Origin of the sequence: Kineosporia corallincola, assembly GCF_018499875.1 — a bacterium.
GTDB lineage: Bacteria > Actinomycetota > Actinomycetes > Actinomycetales > Kineosporiaceae > Kineosporia > Kineosporia corallincola.
This window is the reverse complement of sequence record NZ_JAHBAY010000009.1, coordinates 103,023-124,922: the sequence shown is the minus strand read 5'-3', so window position 1 is coordinate 124,922 and position 21,900 is coordinate 103,023. Positions and strand designations below refer to the sequence as shown.

The following is a 21,900-nucleotide window of genomic DNA, read 5'->3' as shown; positions in this document are numbered from 1 at the left end:
GTCAGCCCTTGGAGGGATCCTTGAGCCCGATGATGGTGTAGTCGATGTCGCCGCTCGGGGTGACGAAACCGGCCAGGTTGTCGCCCGGCAGGTACAGCCGGTTCTCCACGTTCAGCGGCACGATCGGGGCGAGTTCCATGATCTTCTGGTCGAGCGCGCCCCAGGCGGTGTTGGCGGCGGCGATGTCGGTCATCGACTTGGCCTCGTCGATGGCGGTGTTGACCGCGTCGTCGTCGAGCTGGGCCAGGTTGGAGTTGCCCTTCTCGTAGATGTTGCGGCCGTCGAACAGCGGCGGGATGAAGGTGGAGGCGCTGGAGTTCCAGTCCGGGCACCAGCCGGTGATCGCGGCGTCGTGCTGCTGCGAGGGGGTGCCGATCGTCTCGTAGTAGGTGGAGACGTCGATGACGTTGAGCTTCACCGCGATGCCGACGCGCTTCAGCGCCTCCTGGATGGCCTCGCCCTGGCGCTGCATCACCACCTGCGAGCGGATGTCGAGGGTCATCTCGAAACCGTCGGCGTAGCCGGCCTCGGCGAGCAGGGCCTTGGCCTTGTCGACGTCACCGCTGCTGCCCTCGCTGGGGTACAGGTCGAAGTCCTGGTGACCGGAGACGGTGCTGGGCAGGATGGTGGTGGCCAGGGTGGCGAACTGGTTGCCACCGGTGGCGTTCAGCACGCTGCTCTTGTCCACGGCGTACTCGATGGCCTGCCGCACCTTGACGTCGTTCAGCGGCTTCTTGGTGGTGTTGAGGCCCATGTAGGTGAGGCAGGTCGAGGGGTTCTTCACCAGACGGGCCTGCAACTGCGGGGTCTGGATGCGGGCGATGGTGGCCGTCTGGATGGTGGGGGCGCTGGTCATCGCGTTGATGTCGGTGCCCTGCTGGGCGATCAGCCGCTCGTCGATGGTGGCGCCGTCGATGCCGAGGGTGAAGGTGAAGTTGTCGGGGTAGGCCTTGCGCACCTCGTCGGTGGACGCGTCCCACTCCGGGTTGCGCTTCAGCTCGATCACGCTGCCCGGCGTGTACTTCTCCAGGTCGTAGGGGCCGGAGGCGACGATGTCGTTGATGAACTCGTCGCCCTCGCCGGTGCCTTCCGGGAAGGGGGTGCCGCTGGGCATCGAGAGCACCGCGTCGAACTCGGGGAACGCTTCCTTGAGGTGGAAGACGACGGTGCGGTCGTCGGGGGTCTCGATGGTGTCGAGGTCACCCGACCTGTAGGGGCCCTCGTAGTCGTCGGGCGCGTCGATGACCTGCTTGAGATAGGGCGAGCCGATACCGATCTCGGGGTCCCAGCTGCGCTCGATCCCCCACTTCACGTCTTTCGACGTGATCGCGGCGCCGGTGTCGAACCTGACGCCCTCCTTCAGCGTGTAGGTCCAGGTGAGCCCGTCGTCGGAGACCTCGCCGAGCGACTCGGCCAGGTCGGGCACCATGGCGTTCGGGTCGTCGGCGTCGTTGGATGCCTTGGTGACCAGGTTGCGGTAGACGAGGCGGTAGAACGCGTTCACGCCGCCGTCCCAGCCGCGGGCCGGGTCGAGGTAGGAGAAGTCGGCGTTCTGGAGCACCTGTACGGTGCCGCCCTTGGCCGGGGTGTCGCTGCCGGAGGCGCTGCCGGTGCCACTGCCGCCGCCGCTGCCAGAGCAGGCCGACAGCGCGAGCACCGAGGCCATGAACAGGCCGGCCGCGGCCCTCGGGGGTGTACTTCTCTTCACGGATCCTGCCTTCCGGAGTACCGCGGACCAGAGACGAAAGTGCTTGCCACGGTCCACGCTCGTCGTGCGGTGCGGGTGCCCGCACCGGGTGAATCTGAACCTGATGACCTGAGAGCTGGGGTCGCGGTGGCCACGGAACCGGGCGGTGTCACACCCTGACGACCGGCGACGGGTGCCGGTCGCCCGATGCGGCGCCGGTCACTTGGGAAGACAGTAATATGTCACACCTCGCTGGTGAAGACTCCCGGGCGAACTAGTTACAAAGCGGTAATTGTTTGAATCACGGACGACGCAAAGGCCGGGCCGGGCGGCGAAAATCCGTCACCGGGGCGGGAAGTCCGTGGACGCGCTGTCACGATGCGGGTTCCGGCCGGGGTGATGACGGTCGAGGCGGGGTGGTCAAGACGCGGCTGGCGTGGTCGGGGCGCGACGTGGTGTGGTCGGGGCGCGTGGTGCGGCGTGGCGTGACGTGGCGTGGCCGGGGGACGTGGTCGGGTCGGGGTGCGGTGCGGTGCGGCGGAGGGCAGCGGTGACGGCGTGGCGGGGCACGGCGTGGTCGGGGTGAGGCAGGGTGGTCTGGCGGGGGAATCAGGACCTGAAAAGCTTTTGTTGCAACGGTTTCCAGTTTCCCGATGGCGATTTCACCGCGGTCACGGGCCTCATCGGACGATCGGTGCAGGAAAGATCCGCAGCAGGTTGGCCAGCACCGTCCGGCCAGCACCGTCCGGCCAGCACCGTCCGGCCGGCGCCCTTCAGCCGGCCCCCCTTCAGCCGGCCACCCTTCAGCCGACACCCTTCAGCCGACACCCTTCAGCCGACACCGTCCGGCCAACACCGTTCGGCCATACCGGTTCCGGGGCCGGTACCTGTCTCCGAACGGTGCCGTGATCCTCAGAGACCGGGGTGGAGGAATCGCCGCTCCGACCCGCATCACACACCTGCGGGTACACGCTCCTCTTACTCCAGGCGGCCGTTCCACCAGCCGAGCACGTGCCCGATGTGGGAATTCAGCAGTTGCTCGGCCCCCCGGCCGTCACGCTGTTCGAGGCGGTCCATCAGCTGGTGGTGCTCAGCCGCCGAGCGGGTCAGCTCGTCGGTGCCGATCATGTCGACCAGGCCCACCATGCGGGTGCGCTGACGCAGGTCACGCACCATCTCGACGAGCCGCCGGTTGCCGAACAGCTCCAGCAGACTCAGGTGAAAGTCCGCGTCGGCCAGCAGGTATGACGCGATGTCGGCTACCTCGGCGGCCTGCACGATCAGATCGGCCTTGGCCCGCAACTCGGCCGCGCTGCCCGACTGGATGGTGCGGGCGATGTCCCGCATCGGCGGCGCCTCCAGCAGCTGACGCAGCCGGACGATCTCCCAGAGGTCCTGCTCGCTGACGTCGGTGACGCGGAACCCCTTGTTGCGCACGGGTTCGACGAACCCACGCTGGGCCAGGGCAAGCATCGCCTCACGCACCGGCGTCGCGGACACCCCGAAACGGGCGCCCAGCCGGGGCGCGGTCAGCAGGGTTCCCGGCGCCAGCTCCCCGGAGACGATGGCGGACGCCAGGGCCTGCTCCACCGTCCCGCGCAGGCTCACGCCCGCGGCGAGAGGCCCGATGTGCGACGTCACTTGCCCTCCCACCCCACCGACGACCCTGACAACGCCGGGACCCTACCGGACCTCGCTTCCCGGCATCTCACAAGGCTCCACCGGGGGACGACGAGGCCGGGCGCTCCCGGCGCAGCTCCGGCGGCAGCAGGCCGTCCGGCATACCCTGGAACGCGACGGGACGGCGGAACCGCTCGATCGCGGCCAGGCCCACCGACGTGGTGAGCGGGCTGGTGGTCGCGGGGTAGGGGCCACCGTGCTGCTGGGCTGAGGTCACGCTGACACCCGTCGGCCACTGGTTGTACAGCACCCGCCCGGCCCGGGCGCTGAGTGCCGTGACCGCCTCCCCGGCGACCGGCTCGGCGCCGTCAGCGGTGCCGTGCACGGTGCCGGTGAGCTGACCCGGGACCGAGGCCAGCAGCTCGATCAGCGCGCCCGCGTCGTCGTACTCCACGACCAGCCCGGCCGGGCCGAACATCTCCAGGTCGAGGGCCCGCGCGTCGTCGGCCAGATCGGCCAGGGTGGTGCGGAACAGCATGGCCCGCACGCCCTGCCCGTTCTCCGGGCCGGTGCCGGCCTCGTGCACACCGGGCAGCCCGGCCATCGTCGTGGTGGTCTTCCCGAACCCCTGCTCGATGGCGGGGTTGAGCATCTGCCCGGGCGTCACCAGCTCGATGCCGTCGAGGAAGGCCGCGGCATCCGGCACGAACACCACGCCCGGGTTGGTGCAGAACTGCCCGGAGCCCATCAGCAGCGACTCCAACCAGCCGGCGGTGATCTCCCCGCCCCGCTCGGCCCAGCCCTCGGGCGTGACCACGACCGGGTTCACGCTGCCCAGCTCGCCGTAGAACGGGATCGGCTCGGGCCGGTTCACCGCGATGTCGTACAGCGCGCGGCCGCCGGCGGTGGAACCGGTGAAGCCGACCGCCTTGATCCGTGGGTCGCGCAGGGCCGTCAGCGACGGCTCGACCCCCTCGATCAGCGCGAACAGGCCCGGCACCGGCAGCGCCCCGGAGACCAGTTCGGCCGTGCGGCGCGACAGTTCGGGATGCCCCGGATGCGCCTTGACCACGACCGGGCAGCCGGCCGCCAGCGCGGACACCGTGTCACCGCCGAACACGCTGAACGCGAACGGGAAGTTGCTCGCCGCGAACACCAGCACCGGCCCCAGCGGCACCAGCGTGCGACGCAGGTCGGGGCGCGGGCCGCTGCCCCAGCCCGCCACGGGGGTGTCGACCTGCACCGGGCTGATCCCGCCCTCGCGCAGGGCGGTGGCGAACAGCCGCGCCTGGAACGTGGTGCGTTTCAGCTCGCTGGTCAGCCGCCCGGCGGGCAGGTGGGACTCCTGCCCGGCCAGCTCGATCAGCTCACCGGCCGCGGCGTCGAGGACGTCCGCCACGGCCTCCAGCCAGCCCGCGCGCACGTCGGCCGGGGCGCTGTGCGGCCCGGTCAGGGGAACCCCCGCGGCCGCGGTGAGGATCCGGTCCAGGTCTTCGTTCGTGGTCATCTCGTCCTTGCTCGTCGTCGTGCGGGTGTTCAGAACGCGAAGCCCTCGGGGTACGGGTCGCTGGGATCCAGCATGTACTGCCCGATCCCGGTGACCCAGGCCCGCCCGGTGATCGTGGGCAGCACCGCCGACCGGCCGCCCACACCGGTCTCACCGATCAGCCGGCCGATGAACCGGCCGCCGATGAACGACTCGTTCACGAAGTCCTGGTGCAGCGGCAGTTCACCCCGGGCGTGCAGTTCGGCCATCCGGGCGGAGGTGCCGGTGCCGCACGGGGACCGGTCGAACCAGCCCGGGTGGATCGCCATCGCATGCCGGGAGTGCCGGGCGTCAGAGCCGGGCGCGATGAACTCGACGTGGTGGCAGTGGTTCACCCCGTCGATCTCCGGGTGGCTCGGCGGCGCCTGGGTGTTGATCGCGTCCATGATCGCCAGCCCGGCGGCCAGGATCTCGTGCTGCCGGGCCCGGTCGAACGGCAGCTTCACGCTGTCGAGATCGACCATGGCGTAGAAGTTTCCGCCGAACGCCAGGCTGTACGGCACGGCACCCAGCCCGGGGACCTCGATCACCTCGTCGAGCCGCTCGCAGTACGACGGCACGTTCTCCAGGGTGACCGACTCGGCGTGGCCGTCCTTCACCGCGACCTGCGCGACCACCAGCCCGGCCGGGGTGTCCAGGCGGATCGTGGTCACCGGCTCCATGACCTCGACCATTCCCGTCTCGACCAGGACCGTGGCCACACCGATGGTGCCGTGGCCGCACATCGGCAGGCAGCCCGACACCTCGATGTAGAGCACGCCGAAGTCGGCGTCCGGCCGGGTGGGCGGCTGGAGGACGGCACCGCTCATCGCGGCGTGCCCACGGGGCTCGTTCATCAGCAGCCGGCGGATGTGGTCCAGGTGCTCGATGAAGTACAGGCGCCGCTCGTTCATCGTGGCGCCGGGAACCACCCCGACACCACCCGTCACCACCCGCGTGGGCATCCCCTCGGTGTGCGAGTCGACCGCGGAGAACAGCCTCGTGGAGCGCATCCTTGTTCCTTCCGGACTGTCGGTGTCTCAGGCTCGGGTCAGACGGTGGCGCGCAGGGTTTCGAGACCGGCGATCGCCCGCTCGGTGTCGGCCCGGACCTGGGCCGTGTGCTCGGGCGTGAGCGGGCCGCGCGGCGGGCGGCACGGGCCGCCGTAGCGGCCGACCATCTCCATGCTCAGCTTGATCGCCTGCACGAACTCGGTGCGCGAGTCCCAGCGGAACACCGCGACCAGGTGCTTGTACAGCTCCCGGGCCTGCTCCACCCGGCCGGCCCGCATGTGCTCGAAGATCTCCACGGACTCGCGCGGGAAGACGTTGGGGAACCCGGCGAACCAGCCCACCGCGCCGTCGACCATCAGCTCGAACAGCACGTCGTCGGCGCCCGCGATGACGTCGATGTCGCACAGCTCGGCGATCTCGAACAGCCGGCGCACGTCGCCGCTGAACTCCTTGATCGCCGAGATGTTCGGGATCTTCGCGATCTCGGCCACCAGCGAGGGCACCAGATCGACCTTGGTGTCGATCGGGTTGTTGTAGATCATCACCGGCAGGCCGACCTCTGCGATCTTGGAGAAGTGCTCGATCACCTGGGCGTGCGAGGCCCGGTACATGGTCGGCGGCAGTGACAGCACACCGTCGGCGCCGTCCTCGGCGGCCAGCTCGGCCCAGTGCCGGGCCTGGTGCCAGCCGGGCCCGTGCACGCCGGCCACGACCACGCCGCGCCCGCCGACCGCCTCGACCGCCACCTGGATCACCTTGCGGCGCTCGGCGTCGGTCAGCGAGGAGTACTCCCCCAGCGAGCCGTTCGGGCCGACCCCGCGGCATCCGTTGCTGATCAGCCAGTCGCAGTGCTCAGCGAACTTGTCGTAGTCGACCTCGAGACCGGCCGGGGCGGAGGGGTTCTCCTTGTACGGCAGGGCGGTGGCGACGATGACGCCGCGCAGATCGGTGGGTTTCCCGTTCGTCTTCTCGGTCATGACTGGTCCTCTCGGTCGGGGCTGACGGTCGCGGCGAGCTCGCCCAGCCGGACCGGGATCGCGATGGGGCGGTGTGCGGTGCGGCCGGCCTGGAGCAGGGGCCCGTCCATGGTGGCGGCCAGCAGGTCTTCGACGTTGCGGCCGCAGGTGCGGCCCTGGCACGACCCGAGCCCGGCCCGGGTCGTGAGCTTGAGCGAGCGCAGACCGCGCGAACCGGTCATCCGGGCGACGTCGCGCAGCTCGCCGGCGGTGACGTCCTCGCAGCGGCACACGGTGGTTTCAGGGGTCGGCCAGGTCTGCCAGCCCTGGCGGATGCCGTGGGCTGCCTCCAGCCGGGCGGCGAAACCCCGCATCAGGTCACGGGTGTGCAGGACCCGGGGGCCGGGCGTGCCACCCGCCGCGACGGTTCCCGCGATCTCCCCCTCGGCCAGGGCCAGGTCGGCGCCGCCGATCCCGGTCAGCTCACCGGCACTGAGCACACCAGGGACGGACGTGCGCTGCCAGGCGTCCACGTCGACGAATCCCGTTCTCCCGAGCCGGCAGCCGGCGGCGGTGGCCAGCTCGGTGCGGGCGACGAAGCCGTGGCTGACACACACCGCGTCGACCGCGACCGTGCGCCCGGACCCCGGTACGACCGACCAGTCCGCGTTCAGCCTGGCCACTGTGACCGCCTCGACCCGCTCGCCGCCGTGTGCCTCGACGACGGTACGGCCGGGCAGGTACGGCACCCGGTGCCGCACCAGGTCACTGACGTATCCGCCCAGTTCACCCGCCTTGGAACGGGTTCCGAGCAGTTCCCAGGGGCGGCTGCCCCATCCACGGGCCAGCCGGGACCAGCCGGAGGCCTCGGTCACACCCGCCACCGTGGCGCCGGTGCGCAGCAGACTGGAGACGACGGGCAGCAGGAACGGCCCGGCCCCGGCGACCAGCACCCGCCGGCCGACCGCCACCCGCTCGCTCTTGGCCAGGGCCTGTGCCGCGCCGGCGGTGAACACCCCGGGCAGGTCCCAGCCGGGGAAGGGCAGAGTGCGTTCCTGACCGCCGGTGGCGAACACGATTCGTTGCGGGGCGAAGGTTCTCGGGACGCGGCCGGTGCCGTCGGGAACGCCGATCATGACGTGCACGAGCGGTGGTGCGTCGTCGCGCCGGTCCACCGACCAGACGTGGGCGTTCAGCACGACGTCGCACCCCGGATCGTCGAGCAGCTGCCGGCGCACGGTGCGGAACTCGCGCCAGTGATGGTGCAGCAGATGCTCCTGCCCACCGCGCCGGGGCTCGGGCAGGTGCCGCCAGAACTGGCCACCGAGGTCGTCGCCGGACTCCAGCAGGGTGACGGTGGCGCCGTGGGCCAGCGCGGCGCGGGCGGCCGCCATACCGGCGGGGCCGCCCCCGATCACCAGGACTTCCGTGGTGGTCTCAGGCATCGGTCCCCTCCCGGCGGCTGTGTGAGGTCTCGCCGGCACCGGTGGTGATCGCGTCGCCCTCGACGGCGCGACGCTGGCAGGCCCGCACGTCCGGGATGTCGTTGACCGTCACCGTGCAGTCGAAGCACACACCGATACCGCAGAAAACGCCTCGCGGACGGCCGTTCCGGCTGCGACGCCAGGACAGCCGACCGTCGCCCATCAGCACACCGGCGATGGTCTGGCCGTCCAGGCCGGTGACCGGGGCGCCGTCGACGGTGATCGTGACGGGACCGGACTCCCGGGGCCGCACCGGGTCGCGCCCGGTGGGTAGGCGGCGCGGGCCGCTCATGCCGCCTCCTCCAGATGGGCCTCCAGGCCGGGCCGGTCGACGCGGAACTCGGCCCCGGCCGTGCGGTCGCCGGCCATCTGGGCCGTCAGGAGCTCCGCGGTGCCGAGGCTCAGGCCGATGCCCGCTCCCTCGTGACCCGTGGCGTGCCAGAGCCCGTTCAGCCGGGGGTCGGGACCGATCACCGGCAGGTGGTCGGGGACGAACGGGCGAAAGCCTCCGTAGGCCCGCATCACCGGCACGTCGGCCAGGAACGGGAACAGCAGCAGGGCCTTCGCCGCCATCGCCGCGACCACCCGGGCCTCGATCCGGTCGTCGAAACCCTTGCGCTCACGCGAGGATCCGATCAGGACGGTGCCGGCGGCGGTGGACTCGACGACGCTGGAGACCTGGAGGTCAGCGGCGCCGGAACCGACCGCGCCCACGTAGTCGGCGTCGTAGACCTTGTGCCGGATGCGCTGAGGCATCCGGGTGGTGACGAGTACGGTGCCGCGCCGGGGACGGACCGGCAGCGGCGCCCCGAGCACCCTGGACAGCTGCCCGGACCAGGGACCGGCGGCCAGCACGACGGCGTCGCCGGCGAAATCGCCCGCGGTGGTGCGTACGCCGGCCAGACGGCCACCGGCGAGCACCGGGCCGAGCACCTCGACACCCTGCCGCACCAGCACGCCACGCAACCGGGCGGAGGCCAGCAGCGACTCGGTCGCGACGACCGGCTGCACCTGGGCGTCCTGCGGGTAGTGGACGGCCGCGGTGTGGTCGCGGGTGACATCCGGCTCCAGCTCGCGCACCTGCTGCCCGTCCACCTCGTGCGCCTGCACGCCCGCCCCGCGCTGCTGCTCCGCGAACCGGCGCAGCGCCTGGGCACCCGTCGTGGTGGTGGCGACCACCAGACCCCCTTTGTGCTCCAGTTCCAGCCCCGGGAAACCTTGCGGAAGTTCTGTTTTCAGCTGATCGCCGATCTCGCTCCAGAGCTGGAGCGAGCGCTGCATGAGTCGCAGCTCACTGCCGGGCCCCTTGTCGGAGACCAGGAGGTTGCCTTCCCCACCCGACGAGGTGCCACCCGCGGTGGGACCCCGGTCGAGCACAACCACCTGGTGCCCCTCGGACGCCAGCGAACGGGCGATGGCGGAGCCGACGATGCCGGCCCCGATCACGATCACACGCCCTCGCTCGGTCACCTCAGTAATATTGCACAGGCTTCGGAGCTTGAGAAGACACCCGATGCGCATTTACCCCCCGAATAGTCGCCCCACGCAATGGTTAACACGTTCGTAGCAAATACGGGAGCCTTGACTTTGATTCGCCAGACCCTCCAGGCTGGACGTCGAAGCGGCGTGTGACATTGCACTGCATCACCTGGGGGAGGGTGTGTTGAACGGCTTCGACGAGTATCTCGCAGAGTTCAGCGAACCGCGGGGATACCTGAACTTCGCCAGTTACGGGCCGCCCTCACAGCGGGTGCTCGGCGCCGTCGCCGAGGCGATGCGGGCCGCGGCCTCCGGGGCCGACGGGCTGCACGAGCACGACAGCACGGCGCTGGCGGCGGTGTCCCGGCTGACGGGGTTCACCCGCGAGGGGTGCGCGCTCACCACCAGCACCTCGGCCGGCCTTCAGCAGATCGCCTTCGGCCTGGCCGGTGGGCGGGTCCTGGTCGGCCGGGCCGAGTTCCCCTCCAATCTCTATCCGTGGTGGCGGGCCCAGGAGGCGGGGCTGCTGACGGTGCGGGAGGCCGGGCCCGGCGCCGGCCCCTGGCAGACCCACCCCGACACGATCGCCGCGGCGCTGGAGGCGAGCACGACGGCCGTCGCGGTCAGCGCCGTCGACTTCCGCACCGGATACCGGACCGATCTGGCCGCCCTGCGCGAGGTGATCGGCGACCGGCTGCTGATCGTCGACGGCATCCAGGGCTTCGGTGTGCTCGACCAGGACTGGACGCCGGCCGACGCCCTGGTCGTGGGCGGGCAGAAGTGGCTGAGAGCAGGCTGGGGAACGGGTTTCGTCTGTCTGTCGCCGCGCGCGCTGGAACGGCTCCGGCCCACACTGGGAGGCTGGACGGGTGTGCTGGAGCCCTCGCGGTACGACGGCCTGCCGCACCCACCGCACGACGACGCCCGGCGGCTCTCGGTGACCAACCCCTCGCCGTTCACCTCCGCCGCGCTCACGGCCGCCCTGGACCTGCTGGAGACGGCGGGGCCGGCGAACGTCGCGGAGCGCACGGCGCACACGGCGACGGTACTGATCGACGCGCTCGACGCCGCCGGGGTCGAGGTGCTGTCGCCCCGCGCTCCCGCCGAGCGGGCCGGCATCGTGGTGGCCCGGGTGGCTGACGCCCAGCAGACGGCCGGGCGCCTGGCCCTGAAAGGGGTCACGGTGACGGCTCATCCGCCGGACCGGGTCCGGTTCGCGGTGCACGCGACCACCCGCCCCTCCGCGCCTGTCCGGGCGGTCGGCCTCCTCACCGACGTCTCATGAGCGGCCGGGCACGACCTCGCCCACACCGCCGTGCCTCCGGCCTCGCCCGGCCGGGCGGTGGATCACCGGGGCAGCACGGGCGTCACGTCGGAACCCGCTCCGCCCACGTCACCGGACCGCAGCCGGCCCAGGGCACGGACCACCGGCAGGGTCAGCACCAGCGCGACCACCGGCACGACGAACGCCGCACGCAGCCCGACCGGCCCGGACAGGGCGCCGAGCACCACGGCCCCGAGCAGGGCGCCGCCGTAGTTGAACAGGTTGACGCGGGCGATCACCTCGTCGCTGTAGCCCTGGGTGGCCTCGCCCGCCGCGCTGAACGCGAGCGGCACCAGGATGCCCACACCGAGGCCGGTCAGGGCGAACCCCGTGACGGCCACGCCGACCGTGGGCACCGCGGCCACCAGCCCGCAGCCCAGCACACAGACCACCAGGCAGGCGGCGCCGGCCCGCACCCGTCCGAGACGGGGCACCAGGTGGTCACCGGCCATCCGCGACGTCAGCACGGCCACCTGATAGGCCACATAGCCGAGAGGTGCGGCGGCGTCGGTGGCGTCGAGGGTGTCGTGCAGATACACCGAGCTCCAGGTGCTCACGGCCGAATCCGCCAGGAACGCCGTGAAGATCAGTGCGCCGCAGACCATCACGACGTGCCGCGACCCGGCGCGCCGGCCCTCGTGGCCGGGCAGCACGGTGCGGGCCGGCTCGTACGACGACCAGCCGGCCAGGGCGGTCAGCAGGGCGAACAGCGAGGCCACGCCGACCACCACAGCGGCCCCGGCGCCGGAGGCGACGAAGCCGGACATCAGCAGGGCCGCGGCGATCGCGGCGGCCGTGTAGGCAGCGAACAGCCGGCTCATCACGCTGCGGCCCAGCCGGGCCTGCACCAGCACGCCCTGCATGCTCAGACTGGCGTCGACGGCCCCGAGGCCGAGTCCGTAGGCCACCAGGCCCGCGGTGAACAGCACGATCGGGGTCGGGAAGGCGCTCAGGCCGAGCCCGGCCGCCACCGTGAGCAGTCCACCGGCCAGGGCGTAGCGGCTGCCCCAGCGGGCGGCGGCGAGGTCGGCCAGGGCCGATCCCCCGGCCGCCGCCACGCAGATCAGCAGCAGGATCACCGAGACGAACCCGTCGCCGATGTCCTGCCGGGACTTGAACATGGGCAGCGCGGTGACCAGCGTCGCGTAGCCCAGTCCCTGGGCGGCGTAGGCCAGTCCGATCCAGATGAGGCGGCGCTGTGAACTCATCCCAGACCCGCTTCGGGGTGCCGTTTCCGCAGCACCCCGAACGCCTCGTGGGCGACCTCGATGGTGCGCTCGATGTCGGCGTGACCGAGGGCGGCGTTGATGAAGTGGTTGTGGTGCGAGGTCAGGAACACGCCGCGCCGCACGCACTCGGCGACCCATTCCTGGTGCAGCATCAGCGAGTCGTCGTCGGCCAGGCGCAGGTAGAACAGGGCCGGTTCGCCGCTGGCCACCAGGCTGAACCCGTGGTCGGCCGCAGCGGACACCAGGCCGCTGGTGACGTCGCCGCCCAGCTGGGCGAAGAGAGTGGGGGCGTCGATCTGGCGCAGCTTGGTGAGGGTCGCGATGCCGGCGGCGAACGGGACCGCGCTCATCCAGTAGCTGCCGGTGTAGCTCAGCCCGCCGACGACGTCCTTGAGCGATTCCTTCCCGCACAGCGCCGACACGTTGTAGCCGTTGGCCAGGGCCTTGCAGAAGCAGATCAGGTCGGCCGAGAACCCGTAGAAATGGTCGGAACCGGCCAGGTCGAGCCGGAAACCGGCGCGCACGTCGTCCACGATGAGCACGATGCCGTACCGGTCGCACAGCGCCCGCACCGCCTGCCAGTAGCCCTGGGCGGGCAGCACGTTGTCGGCGAAGTTGCCGTGCATGTAGGGCTGGGCGATGAGACCGGCCACGGTGCCCTCGTTCTCGGCCAGCACCTGTTCCAGGGCGGCGAGGTCGTTGAAGGGCACGTACAGGTTGTTGGCGACGTCCTCCTCGAGAATGCCCGGGTAGTCGAGCTTCTGGGTCCACGGGGCACTGCCGTGGTAGTAGCCCTTGACGAAGACGATCTTCTTGCGCAGGGTCGCGGCGCGGGCCGTCATCACGGCGAGGGTGGTGGTGTCACCACCGTTCTTGGCGAAGAACGCCCAGTCCGCCGAGGCCACGGTGTCCACCAGCAGCTCGGCGAAGTCGACCATGATGCCGGAGGGCAGGCTGACGACGTCTTCGTGGCGGGCCTGCTCGGCCGCGGCGGCGTCCACGTCCGGGTCGCGGTAGCCCAGCACGTTCGGGCCGTAACCGCACATGTAGTCGATGAACTCGTTGCCGTCCAGGTCCCAGAACCGGGTGCCCTCGGCCCGGGAGGAGAACAGCGGGAAGGCCGACTGCGGGATGAAGCACCCGTTGGCGGGTCCCAGATGGCCGTAGACGCCGGAGGGGATCACCTGGAGGGCACGGTCGAACGCCTTGCGGCTGGCCTCGTAGGTGTAAGTGGGTATGGTCATGGGTGATTCACTTCCCCGGGGTGGACAGGTACTGACCGGTGCGGTCGAGGATGCGGTTGACGTTGTCGATCATCGAGATCACGCCGCGCATGGAGATGCGACCGGCGCTCAGTGCCCCGATCGCCGAGGCCTCGCCGGAGAACACCTGACCGGCCGTCTCCAGATCACTGAACCTCAGTGCGGCACGAGGCTTTTCGATCGGAGCGTCGACCACGCTCAGCCGGTGGCCGGCGACCAGCAACTGGTGCCGCAGGTCGTCACCGACCTCCAGGTCGACGCGCCCGTCGGGGATCTGCCCGGCGCTGACCCGTCCGCTGCGGTCCTCGTTGCCCACCACGGCCACGGCGGCGACCACCACTTGGAGGGTCAGGCGCACGCTGTCGTCGCGGAAGGCCGGGTCAGCGAGGTCCTCCGGGGTGGGCCGGAGGTAACGGCCGAGCAGATCGCTGAGCGGGGTGAACACCCTGGTCAGGAACCGCAGTCCGGCCGGCCCACCGAGCGGGACGGGCTGGGACCGGCCGTCGATCACCCGGTTGAAGTGGTCGCTGGAGGTGAACAGCAGACCGACCGGCGTGCCGCCGTCACCGGGCCGCACGCCGGAGCTGTCGAACGTGTAGGAGCCCTTCGGCCCGCCGCGCACCGCGATCCGCAGCGTGACGGGCTTCGCCAGGGGCCGCAGGAGCGCGGCGGCCTCGGGCACCGAGCGCGTCAGCAACGGCAGCGCGCCGAGCACGGCGTCGAGGTTCACCTGCGCGGTGACCCGGGGATCGACTTCGGTGAGCATGAATGCCTCTCAGCTGTTCTCGATGTTCGCGCGCCCGCCGCGGGCGGTCAACCGTGCGGTGACCGCGAGGGTCAGCCGCCGGGGCGCCAGCCGGGCGCCGAGCGCGTTGACGCGGTTGCCCAGCCCGACGGTCAGGGTCGGGGGCGGCGACGGCCGGTGCAGGGCTCTCCATGCCTCGTCCACGCTCTCCCGCACGCCGACCACCTTGCCGACCCGGAACCGGTCGGTGCCCGCGGCCTCGAAGAACTCGGTCTCGGTCGGGCCGGGGCACAGGGTCAGCACCCGCAGGCCGGAGCCGCGCACCTCGTGCCAGATCGCCTCGGTCAGCGACAGCACGTAGGCCTTGGTGGCGCCGTACACCGCCATGGTCGGCACCGGCTGGTGCCCGGCGGTGCTGGAGATGTTGATCAGGAATCCCTCGGGCGCGGCCAGCAGCGAGGGCATCAGCAGGCGGCTGAGCAGAGTCAGGGCCAGCACGTTGACCCGGATCTCGTCGGCGATCCGCGCCGGGTCCTCGTCGGCGAAGCGTTCCGCGGTGCCGAACCCGGCGCTGTTCACCAGGGCGGCCGGTTTCAGGCCGGCGTCGGCGATCCGGTCGGCCACTCGCTGGGCACCGTCGGCCTCGGCCAGGTCGGCGTCGATCACCGTCACCGTCACCCCGTGCGCGGCGGTGAGCTCGCGGGCCAGCTGCTCCATCCGGTCCCGCCGCCGGGCCACCAGCACCAGGTCGTGACCGGCCTGCGCGAAACGGCGGGCGAACTCGGCCCCGAACCCGGAACTGGCCCCGGTCACGACCGCGACGTTGCTCACGACGACTCCTCACCCAAATTGGTCATGCGTCCAACTTTGGCTCAGAGTGGCGCATCTCCACCCCGCCGGGCCAGTCGCGAGGAGCATCTTTTACTCCCCTTTACCCACTCGAAACAACCGTCGGCCGATGGTTGTCCGGTGGCCGGGGTTCCGGGTCACCACGGTGGACGACGCGAGACCCACGCCGTCCACCGTTGTTCAGGAGACGGCGACTCTGTCAGCCACGGGTTCCCTCCACCGGGCAGCCCGTCATGTGCTCGTCCTGAAACACTTGCGTTCGGACGACGAAACCGCGTACTCCTGGTCCACCCCCGGCGTCTGCGGCGCGGCGTAGATCACGTCCACCGTCATGCAGTACCGGGTGCCGGGTTTCAGCCCTGTCAGCACCGCCTCACCCGCGCTGACCTCGTCGTCCTCCAGCCACACGGTCTCACCGTCCTCGATCACGACCCGGTGCTTGTACTGGTAGGGCCCCTGGGTGTGCCAGGCGATGGTGATCGTGGTCGGGCTGCTCTCGGTCCGGCGCAGCCCGCTGACCACGGGGGCGACGAAGGACGCCGTCGTCTCGGGCGTCGCGGTGGTCCCGTCGTCCTCACGGGGCATGAGGAAGGCCATGACCACGAGCACCACGACGAGGGTCGAGAACCCGCCCACGGTGGCCGTGATCAGGCGCCGCCGCCACGAACGCCGCGTCCCCTTGTCCCACCTCCCGGCTGCATCGGGGCTCAGAGCCGTTGCGGTGTCAGGGTTTGCGTTCAGCCCGGAGCGGACCGGCGCCGCGTGATGTTCCGGCGCCAGGGCCGCTTCGTCGTACGGGGCCATCGAGTTCGCGCCGGGCGACAGCTCCGGCGGGAACAGCATCGGGCCGCCCACGTCGTGGGACGGCTGCACGGGCCGGTCCCGGCCGGAACCCTGCCGGCCCTCCGGGCGGGCTGCTCGATCGGAGGGCGGTCCGCTCGGCTCGTCCAGCCAGTCGAGCGGACCGGGCTGAGCGGCCCGATCCCGCCGATCGCCTGGCCTGGGCCGGTATTCGGGACCGGGCTGGTTCTCGGGACCGGGCTGGTTCTCCGGCCTGGGCCGGTGTTCGGAACCGGGCCGGGCACCGAAGCCGGCCTGATCCGCACGGCCGGGTCGCCCCGCACCACTCGGTTGCCTGGCTGCGTCCGGCGATCCCGCACCGACGGATCGCCCCACGGCACCCGGCGATCCCGCAGCGCCCCGCGGCCCGGCAGCGCCCCGCGGCCCGGCAGCACCCCGCTGTTCCGCAGCGCCCCGCTGTCCGGCAGCACCCGGCTGCCCGGCAGCACCCCGCTGTCCCGCAGCACCCGGCTGTCCGGCAGCACCCGGCTGTCCGGCAGCGCCCGGCTGTCCGGCAGCGCCCGGCTGTCCGGCAGCGCCCGAACCACCCTGATGCCCGAAACCGCCTGCCGAGTCGGGGTATCCCCGCAGGTCCGCCCCGGGGAAGGGCGCTCCCTGGCCGGGCCGGGCCGCCGGCGGCGCCGTGATCACGCCCGGCGCACTGGTGACCGGAAGCCCGCAGTCGCGCTCGATCTGCTGGAGCCGGGTGATGATCGCGACCGGGTCCGGCCGGTCGGCGGCCGAGGTCGCGAGCATCTGGGTGAGCAGGTCGGTGAGCGACGTGGGGACGTCGGTGCGCACCAGAGGGGGCGGCGCGGCGTGGAAGCGCTGCTGGATCGACGCGAGCGTGTTGCCCGGGTCGACCGGGAACGGCGGCCGCCCGGCCAGCGCCGCGTACAGCGTGGAACCCAGCGACCAGACGTCCGAGCGGGGGGTCGGCTCCTCGTACGCCATCACCTCGGGCGCGGCGTGCACCGGCGTCCAGGCCACGGTGGCGGTGCCGGCCTGCTGAGCGTCCACGGCGATGCCGAAGTCCGCGAGCACCGGCTCGTTCAGGGCCGTGAGCAGGATGTTGCCCGGCTTGATGTCGCGGTGCAGCAGCTGGTTCCGGTGCACGTAGGCCAGCGCGGAGGTGACCTTCACGGCGAACGGCAGCAGCACCGCCGTCGGCATCGGCCCGCTCTCACGCAGGCCGTCGGCCAGCGAACCGCCCTCGTACCAGCGCATCATCAGGAACGGCTCACCGGTGCGGGCGACGCCGTGGTGGTACACGTCGACGATGTGGGGGTGCTCCCCCAGCATGCCGGTCATGCCCATCTCGCGGCTGAACCGTTCCCGGGTCTTCGGGTCGAGGCCGCCGGAGTCGACGATCTTGATCGCGACGGTGCGGTTCAGGGCCGGCTGGAACGCCTTGTAGATGCGGCTGAACCCGCCACTGGCCACGGCTTTCATACCGGTGACGCCGTCGAGCTCGGGAATCGTCTCGACCAGGCGGGAGGCCTCGGCGTCCATTCCGGGGGTGCTCTCCGTCATGCCCACCTCCTCGGGCGCGGATCCACCCGGATCAGGACCCGCCGCCGGCGGGAGGTGTGCGGGGAGAGTGCGCGCTCGATGCGCCGCAGCAGGGGCCAGGCCTGGGCGGAGTCACCGGACGCGCGGTCGGCGGCGTAGACCTCCGCGTCGACCAGGCGGGCCAGGGCCCGGGCATCCGCGTCGGTGCCGGGGTCCAGGCCCGACAGCACGCCGCGGACCTCCGCGGACGTGCGCCCGGCACTGGGGTGCCCGAGATCGGCGAGGCGGTCGAGCAGCTCGGCCCAGGCTCCCAGCGGACCCTGCGCACGGCGCCGGCGACGCCGGGCCAGGGTGAGCAGCAGCCCGGCCAGCGGCAGCAGCAGGATCAGCACGAGAACCGTTGCGCCGAGCCCGATCAGGATCAGCCGCCCGGTATCGCCACGCTCCTGGGCGGGGGTCGGCCCGGACCGGGTGGGCTGCGACTGCGCGGCGTCGTCCGGGGTGTCATGCGAGGTGTCCGGCGTGGTGGTGGTCTCCTGCCGCTCCTCCTGCCGGGTCTGCCCCGACCCGGTGCGGTCGGGAACGGCGGAGAACGACACCCACCCGGCGCCGTCGAACCAGACCTCCGGCCAGGCGGTGGCGTCGCCGAGGCTGACCGTGACCTTGCCGGTGTCGTCGGCCTGGCCCGCGGCGAACCCGACGGCGACCCGGGCGGGCAGACCCAGGCTGCGGGCCATCAGCACGTAGGCGGTGGCGAACTGGTCGGGGGTGCCGTTGCCGGCGCCGCCGGCGGTGTCGACGAGTTCCATCACCCGGGCACAGCTGTCGCCGGGCTCGGCGTCCGGGTCGAGCCGCAGCGTCGTCGTCTTGTGGAACCAGGTCTGGAGTGCCTCGGCCTGGGCCAGTGCCCCGGTGCCCGCCCCGGCCACGGCGGTCTCGGCCAGGTTCAGGATGCGGTCGTCGGTGCAGCCGTCGAGGGCCAGGCTGGGGTCGCCGGCCTGCGCCTGCCCGGCCTGGTCGCGCGCCAGCCCGGAACGCTCGGGCAGCGAGACGGTCTGGTCGTAGGTGCCGTGCACCCCGTCCGGGTCGACGAGCGTCTCGCCGGTCAGGTCGTAGGTCATGCCGGGGCGGGCCAGGTGTCGCAGCCGGCCGGACACCGGCACGTAGACGCCGTCCAGGTCCACCGGGGTGACGCTGACCCGCGCCTGCCCGGCTCCGGAGTCGGTGGCGGAGTCGGCGTCCGTGGCGGGCAGGTCGTAGCCGATCGGCACGGCCGGCGTGCTGCTGGTCCAGCGGATGCCGTCGTAGGTGTCGAGCGCGGCGATCCGCCAGGGCTGCGGGTCGCTGCGCCAGGCGCTGTCGACGGTGGCGGTGAAGGCTGTGTCGTTGGTGTGCCGCAGCCAGCCCGCCACCTCGTCCATCGGCGCGGTCGGCTGCTCGGCCCGCAGCGGCGGCGCCGTGAGGTGACGGGGGTCGAGCGGCTCACGGGTGGCGTCGGCCAGCACCAGGCCGCCCGCACAGCCCACGGCCACGACCAGCCCGGCCACCAGGGCCGGCACGATCCGGGGGCGGGGCAGCACCAGCAGGGCCGCCGCCACCGCGAACGGCAGGCCGACCACCAGCGGGGAGCCGGCACCGCCGACCCCGCAGACCAGGGCGGTGAGCAGCAGGCACAGGCCGGGGGCGGCCAGGAGCAGACCGCCCCGGCCGCGGGCGATCACCACGGTCACGGCCGCGGCCAGCGCGCAGAGCACCGCGAACTGCGGGAGCAGGTCCGCCGCCGGGGGCGCGGGCAGGGTGGTGGTGAGGATGCGGGCCAGCCCACCGGTCATCGCGCGGCCGACCCCGGCGACCGCGTCGGACGGCGTGACCGCCCGCGGCACCGCCACGGTGAAGGCGGTGACCAGCCCGGCCAGGAAGGCTGCCGCGATCCAGAGAACCAGCCGGGCGGCCGGGCGCACCGGACCCTGGGTGATCCGGTCGGCCAGCAGCACCGCACCGGCCCCGAGCAGCACACCGGCCAGCGCCGGGACGGGCAGGGACGCCGGCGGGTAGACGCGCCACCAGGCGCAGGCCGCGGCCAGCACCGCGAGCAGGCCCAGGGCGGTCCGGGTCGCGACCGCGGTGTGCCGGGCGGGCTGCGCCGCGGGCGGCTGCGCCGGGCGCGGGCGGGAGGGAGCAGGACGGGTGGGCGCGTCCAGCACCGGGGCGCTCATGCCCACCTCCGGTTCCAGGCCAGCGCGAGATCGGCGGCCGAGGACCCGGCGATCACGGCGACGCCGGCGTCGTTGCGACCCTGGTCCGGCTGCGGGCGCGGGTCGACGACGGCGGCCAGGACGGTGGCCCAGCTCTGCCGCAGCGACGCCAGGGCCGGCAGCTCCTCCAGCGATCCGGGACCGAGGACGGCGACCGCGCTGCGGCCGCCCTGGAACGAGTTGGCCTGCGCGGCGGCGGCCAGCGTGGGGCCGCCGGAATCGGGGGACGCCGGGGCCAGGGTGACGCCGGCCAGCCCGTCGAGGACGGTGGCGGCGGACCCGGCCAGGGCGGGTCCGGCCACCGCCGTCACCCGCACCGTGACCGCGGCCTCGAAGGCCATCGACGCGACCGAGGCCGCGAACGAGACGGCCTGCTCGAAGTCGTCTTCGTGGGCGTAGGAGGACGCCCGGTCGTCGAGGACGATGAGGATGTCGCTGCGGGTGCTGTCGACGTGCGTGCGCACGGTCAGCGGCCCACCGCGGGCCAGGCCCTTCCAGTGGATGACGCGCAGGTCGTCGCCCAGCACGTAGTCGCGCAGCCCGGAGAACGTGACCCCGCTCTCCGCCCCGGACGTGGTGCGCGGGCCCTCCAGATCGCGCGAACGGCCCTGGGCGGGCTGCCTCAGCGGGTGCACGACGGGCCGCACGGTGAGCTGGAGCAGGCCGCCCACCTCGCGCCGCCGGTGGGCCAGGTCGCACAGGTCGTGCTGGTGCAGGTGCAGGGGCCCGACCGGGAACACGCCACGGCGGCTGGTGTCGAGTTCGTAGACCACGCGCCGCAGTTCGCCGCCGCCGGAGGGAACCGGGATCTCGTGCCGACGGCTGCCGACGGTGTCGACCGCCCGCATCGCCCGGCCGCGACCCTTGACATGGATCTGGAGCATGCCCATGGCGGTCTCGCCGACGCTGACCCGCTGCGGGGCGATGCTGCGCTCGACCCGCACCGAGACGCGGGCCACCACCTGGGCCACCGCGACCAGCACCAGAAGCCCGGCGGCACCGGCCAGCCCGACCAGCTCGCGGTAGCCCAGCGCGAATCCGGCGACCAGGCAGACGGCGGCCACGGCGAGCAGGCCGCGCCCGGCCGGGCTGAGCCGGATCCGGCCCAGGTCAACGGTTTCCGGCCGGTTCAGCGAGGCCGGCTCGGTGATCACCACCGGCGGTTGCCCGCTCCGGCCGCCCGGGAGGTGGGCGTGGGCAGGCCGCTGATCACGCGGTCGACGAGGTCGTGCGTGGTGACGCCCGCCATCTCGGCCTGCGGCGTGAGGATGAGCCGGTGCGCGAGCACGGCCGGCGCCATCGACTTCACGTCGTCGGCGGTGACGAAGTCGCGCCCGTCGACGGCCGCGGCGGTGCGGGAGGCCCGCAGCAGGGCGAGGCTGGCGCGAGGGCTGGCACCGATGCGGACCTCGGGCAGCGAGCGGGTGGCCCCGGTGACGGCGACGACGTAGTCGCGCACCTCGTCAGCGACGTGGGTGCGCGAGACGTACTGGATCATCTGCTGCACCACGTCGAGACCGACGACAGGCTGGATCGACTCGACGGTGGGGGCGTTCGCCTCCTGCCTCAGCATGGCCGACTCGGTGGACGGGTCGGGGTAGCCGATGCTGATGCGCATCATGAACCGGTCGAGCTGGGCCTCGGGCAGCCGGAAGGTGCCGTCCATCTCGACCGGGTTCTGGGTGGCGACCACGACGAACGGGCGGGGCACCGGGTACTGCCGGCCGTCGACCGTGACGTGCCGCTCCTCCATGACCTCCAGCAGCGCGGACTGGGTCTTGGGCGAGGCCCGGTTGATCTCGTCGGCCAGCACGATGTTGGCGAACACCGGCCCGGGCCGGAACTCGAACTTCTGTGCCTGCTGGTGGTACACGGTGATGCCGGTGACGTCGGAGGGCAGCAGGTCGGGGGTGAACTGCACGCGCTGCCAGCGGCCCTCGACGGTGGCGGCGAGAGCGCGCGCCAGCGTGGTCTTCCCGACGCCGGGCACGTCTTCGACCAGCAGGTGCCCCTCGCTGAGGAGCGCGATCACCGCGAGCCGCACCTGCTCCGGCTTGCCCTGGAGCGCCCGCTCCACACTGGACCTGATCTGCCCGGCAATGTCGGCGAGTTCGGACATC

The 21,900-nt window shown here is 72.3% G+C and carries 17 protein-coding genes; 1 reads left to right on the top strand and 16 read right to left on the bottom strand.

Annotated features, from left to right (window positions below):
- Window position 1: 1 nt before the first annotated feature.
- The 8 genes from KIH74_RS21525 to KIH74_RS21490 form a co-directional block, all read right to left on the bottom strand.
- Complete coding sequence (locus tag KIH74_RS21525; protein WP_214157893.1) at window positions 2-1,708, bottom strand: ABC transporter substrate-binding protein; 1,707 nt, start codon at window positions 1,706-1,708, stop codon at window positions 2-4.
- 957 nt (window positions 1,709-2,665) lie between these two features.
- Window positions 2,666-3,328, bottom strand: coding sequence for a GntR family transcriptional regulator (locus KIH74_RS21520; protein ID WP_214157891.1), 663 nt, complete (start codon window positions 3,326-3,328; stop codon window positions 2,666-2,668).
- A gap of 67 nt (window positions 3,329-3,395) precedes the next feature.
- Window positions 3,396-4,814, bottom strand: a complete 1,419-nt coding sequence (locus KIH74_RS21515) for an aldehyde dehydrogenase (NADP(+)) (protein ID WP_214157889.1) — start codon at window positions 4,812-4,814, stop codon at window positions 3,396-3,398.
- A 29-nt stretch (window positions 4,815-4,843) separates the two neighbouring features.
- On the bottom strand, window positions 4,844-5,845 hold the full coding sequence (locus tag KIH74_RS21510; RefSeq protein WP_214157888.1) for a proline racemase family protein: 1,002 nt from the start codon (window positions 5,843-5,845) through the stop codon (window positions 4,844-4,846).
- A 38-nt stretch (window positions 5,846-5,883) separates the two neighbouring features.
- On the bottom strand, window positions 5,884-6,822 hold the full coding sequence (locus KIH74_RS21505) for a dihydrodipicolinate synthase family protein (protein ID WP_214157887.1): 939 nt from the start codon (window positions 6,820-6,822) through the stop codon (window positions 5,884-5,886).
- Entirely contained in the window at window positions 6,819-8,246 is a 1,428-nt protein-coding gene (locus KIH74_RS21500) for an FAD/NAD(P)-dependent oxidoreductase (RefSeq protein WP_214157886.1), read from the bottom strand. The genes KIH74_RS21505 and KIH74_RS21500 overlap by 4 nt, the downstream gene beginning before the upstream one ends.
- Window positions 8,239-8,577, bottom strand: a complete 339-nt coding sequence (locus KIH74_RS21495; RefSeq protein ID WP_214157884.1) for a (2Fe-2S)-binding protein — start codon at window positions 8,575-8,577, stop codon at window positions 8,239-8,241. The genes KIH74_RS21500 and KIH74_RS21495 overlap by 8 nt, the downstream gene beginning before the upstream one ends.
- Entirely contained in the window at window positions 8,574-9,755 is a 1,182-nt protein-coding gene (locus KIH74_RS21490; protein WP_214157883.1) for an NAD(P)/FAD-dependent oxidoreductase, read from the bottom strand. The genes KIH74_RS21495 and KIH74_RS21490 overlap by 4 nt, the downstream gene beginning before the upstream one ends.
- Window positions 9,756-9,948: 193 nt before the next feature.
- On the opposite strand from KIH74_RS21490, the gene KIH74_RS21485 reads away from it, so the two are divergent.
- Window positions 9,949-11,049 carry an aminotransferase class V-fold PLP-dependent enzyme gene (locus tag KIH74_RS21485; RefSeq protein WP_214157881.1) on the top strand — a complete coding sequence of 367 codons (1,101 nt, stop codon included), beginning with the start codon at window positions 9,949-9,951 and terminating at the stop codon, window positions 11,047-11,049.
- 62 nt (window positions 11,050-11,111) lie between these two features.
- Here KIH74_RS21485 and KIH74_RS21480 read toward each other — a convergent pair whose 3' ends face one another.
- From KIH74_RS21480 to KIH74_RS21445, 8 genes are all read right to left on the bottom strand, one after another.
- Window positions 11,112-12,296, bottom strand: coding sequence for an MFS transporter (locus tag KIH74_RS21480; protein ID WP_214157879.1), 1,185 nt, complete (start codon window positions 12,294-12,296; stop codon window positions 11,112-11,114).
- Window positions 12,293-13,561 (bottom strand): aminotransferase class III-fold pyridoxal phosphate-dependent enzyme, encoded by a 1,269-nt coding sequence (locus tag KIH74_RS21475; protein WP_214157877.1) that lies wholly within the window; start codon window positions 13,559-13,561, stop codon window positions 12,293-12,295. Before KIH74_RS21475 ends, KIH74_RS21480 begins: the two co-directional genes overlap by 4 nt.
- A 7-nt stretch (window positions 13,562-13,568) precedes the next feature.
- Window positions 13,569-14,345 carry a hypothetical protein gene (locus tag KIH74_RS21470; RefSeq protein WP_214157875.1) on the bottom strand — a complete coding sequence of 259 codons (777 nt, stop codon included), beginning with the start codon at window positions 14,343-14,345 and terminating at the stop codon, window positions 13,569-13,571.
- A gap of 9 nt (window positions 14,346-14,354) precedes the next feature.
- Window positions 14,355-15,155, bottom strand: coding sequence for an SDR family NAD(P)-dependent oxidoreductase (locus KIH74_RS21465; RefSeq protein ID WP_214157873.1), 801 nt, complete (start codon window positions 15,153-15,155; stop codon window positions 14,355-14,357).
- Between the two features lie 249 nt (window positions 15,156-15,404).
- Window positions 15,405-17,546 (bottom strand): serine/threonine-protein kinase, encoded by a 2,142-nt coding sequence (locus tag KIH74_RS21460; RefSeq protein ID WP_214157871.1) that lies wholly within the window; start codon window positions 17,544-17,546, stop codon window positions 15,405-15,407.
- Window positions 17,543-19,741: a transglutaminase TgpA family protein gene (locus KIH74_RS21455; RefSeq protein ID WP_214157869.1), complete on the bottom strand. Its 2,199-nt coding sequence runs from the start codon at window positions 19,739-19,741 to the stop codon at window positions 17,543-17,545. Before KIH74_RS21455 ends, KIH74_RS21460 begins: the two co-directional genes overlap by 4 nt.
- Window positions 19,738-20,937, bottom strand: a complete 1,200-nt coding sequence (locus KIH74_RS21450) for a DUF58 domain-containing protein (protein WP_214157868.1) — start codon at window positions 20,935-20,937, stop codon at window positions 19,738-19,740. Before KIH74_RS21450 ends, KIH74_RS21455 begins: the two co-directional genes overlap by 4 nt.
- The gene (locus KIH74_RS21445; RefSeq protein WP_214157866.1) at window positions 20,931-21,899 is read right to left on the bottom strand and encodes an AAA family ATPase; all 969 of its coding nucleotides are present in this window, start codon (window positions 21,897-21,899) and stop codon (window positions 20,931-20,933) included. The genes KIH74_RS21450 and KIH74_RS21445 overlap by 7 nt, the downstream gene beginning before the upstream one ends.
- Window position 21,900 lies beyond the last annotated feature (1 nt).

Bases quoted from the DNA above. Each gene is read 5' to 3' on its own strand.
- KIH74_RS21505 (WP_214157887.1), bottom strand. From the start codon at position 6,822: ATGACCGAGAAGACGAACGGGAAACCCACCGATCTGCGCGGCGTCATC.
- KIH74_RS21475 (WP_214157877.1), bottom strand. From the start codon at position 13,561: ATGACCATACCCACTTACACCTACGAGGCCAGCCGCAAGGCGTTCGAC.
- KIH74_RS21480 (WP_214157879.1), bottom strand. From the start codon at position 12,296: ATGAGTTCACAGCGCCGCCTCATCTGGATCGGACTGGCCTACGCCGCC.
- KIH74_RS21470 (WP_214157875.1), bottom strand. From the start codon at position 14,345: ATGCTCACCGAAGTCGATCCCCGGGTCACCGCGCAGGTGAACCTCGAC.
- KIH74_RS21495 (WP_214157884.1), bottom strand. From the start codon at position 8,577: ATGAGCGGCCCGCGCCGCCTACCCACCGGGCGCGACCCGGTGCGGCCC.
- KIH74_RS21460 (WP_214157871.1), bottom strand. From the start codon at position 17,546: ATGACGGAGAGCACCCCCGGAATGGACGCCGAGGCCTCCCGCCTGGTC.
- KIH74_RS21445 (WP_214157866.1), bottom strand. From the start codon at position 21,899: ATGTCCGAACTCGCCGACATTGCCGGGCAGATCAGGTCCAGTGTGGAG.
- KIH74_RS21455 (WP_214157869.1), bottom strand. From the start codon at position 19,741: ATGAGCGCCCCGGTGCTGGACGCGCCCACCCGTCCTGCTCCCTCCCGC.
- KIH74_RS21515 (WP_214157889.1), bottom strand. From the start codon at position 4,814: ATGACCACGAACGAAGACCTGGACCGGATCCTCACCGCGGCCGCGGGG.
- KIH74_RS21510 (WP_214157888.1), bottom strand. From the start codon at position 5,845: ATGCGCTCCACGAGGCTGTTCTCCGCGGTCGACTCGCACACCGAGGGG.
- KIH74_RS21500 (WP_214157886.1), bottom strand. From the start codon at position 8,246: ATGCCTGAGACCACCACGGAAGTCCTGGTGATCGGGGGCGGCCCCGCC.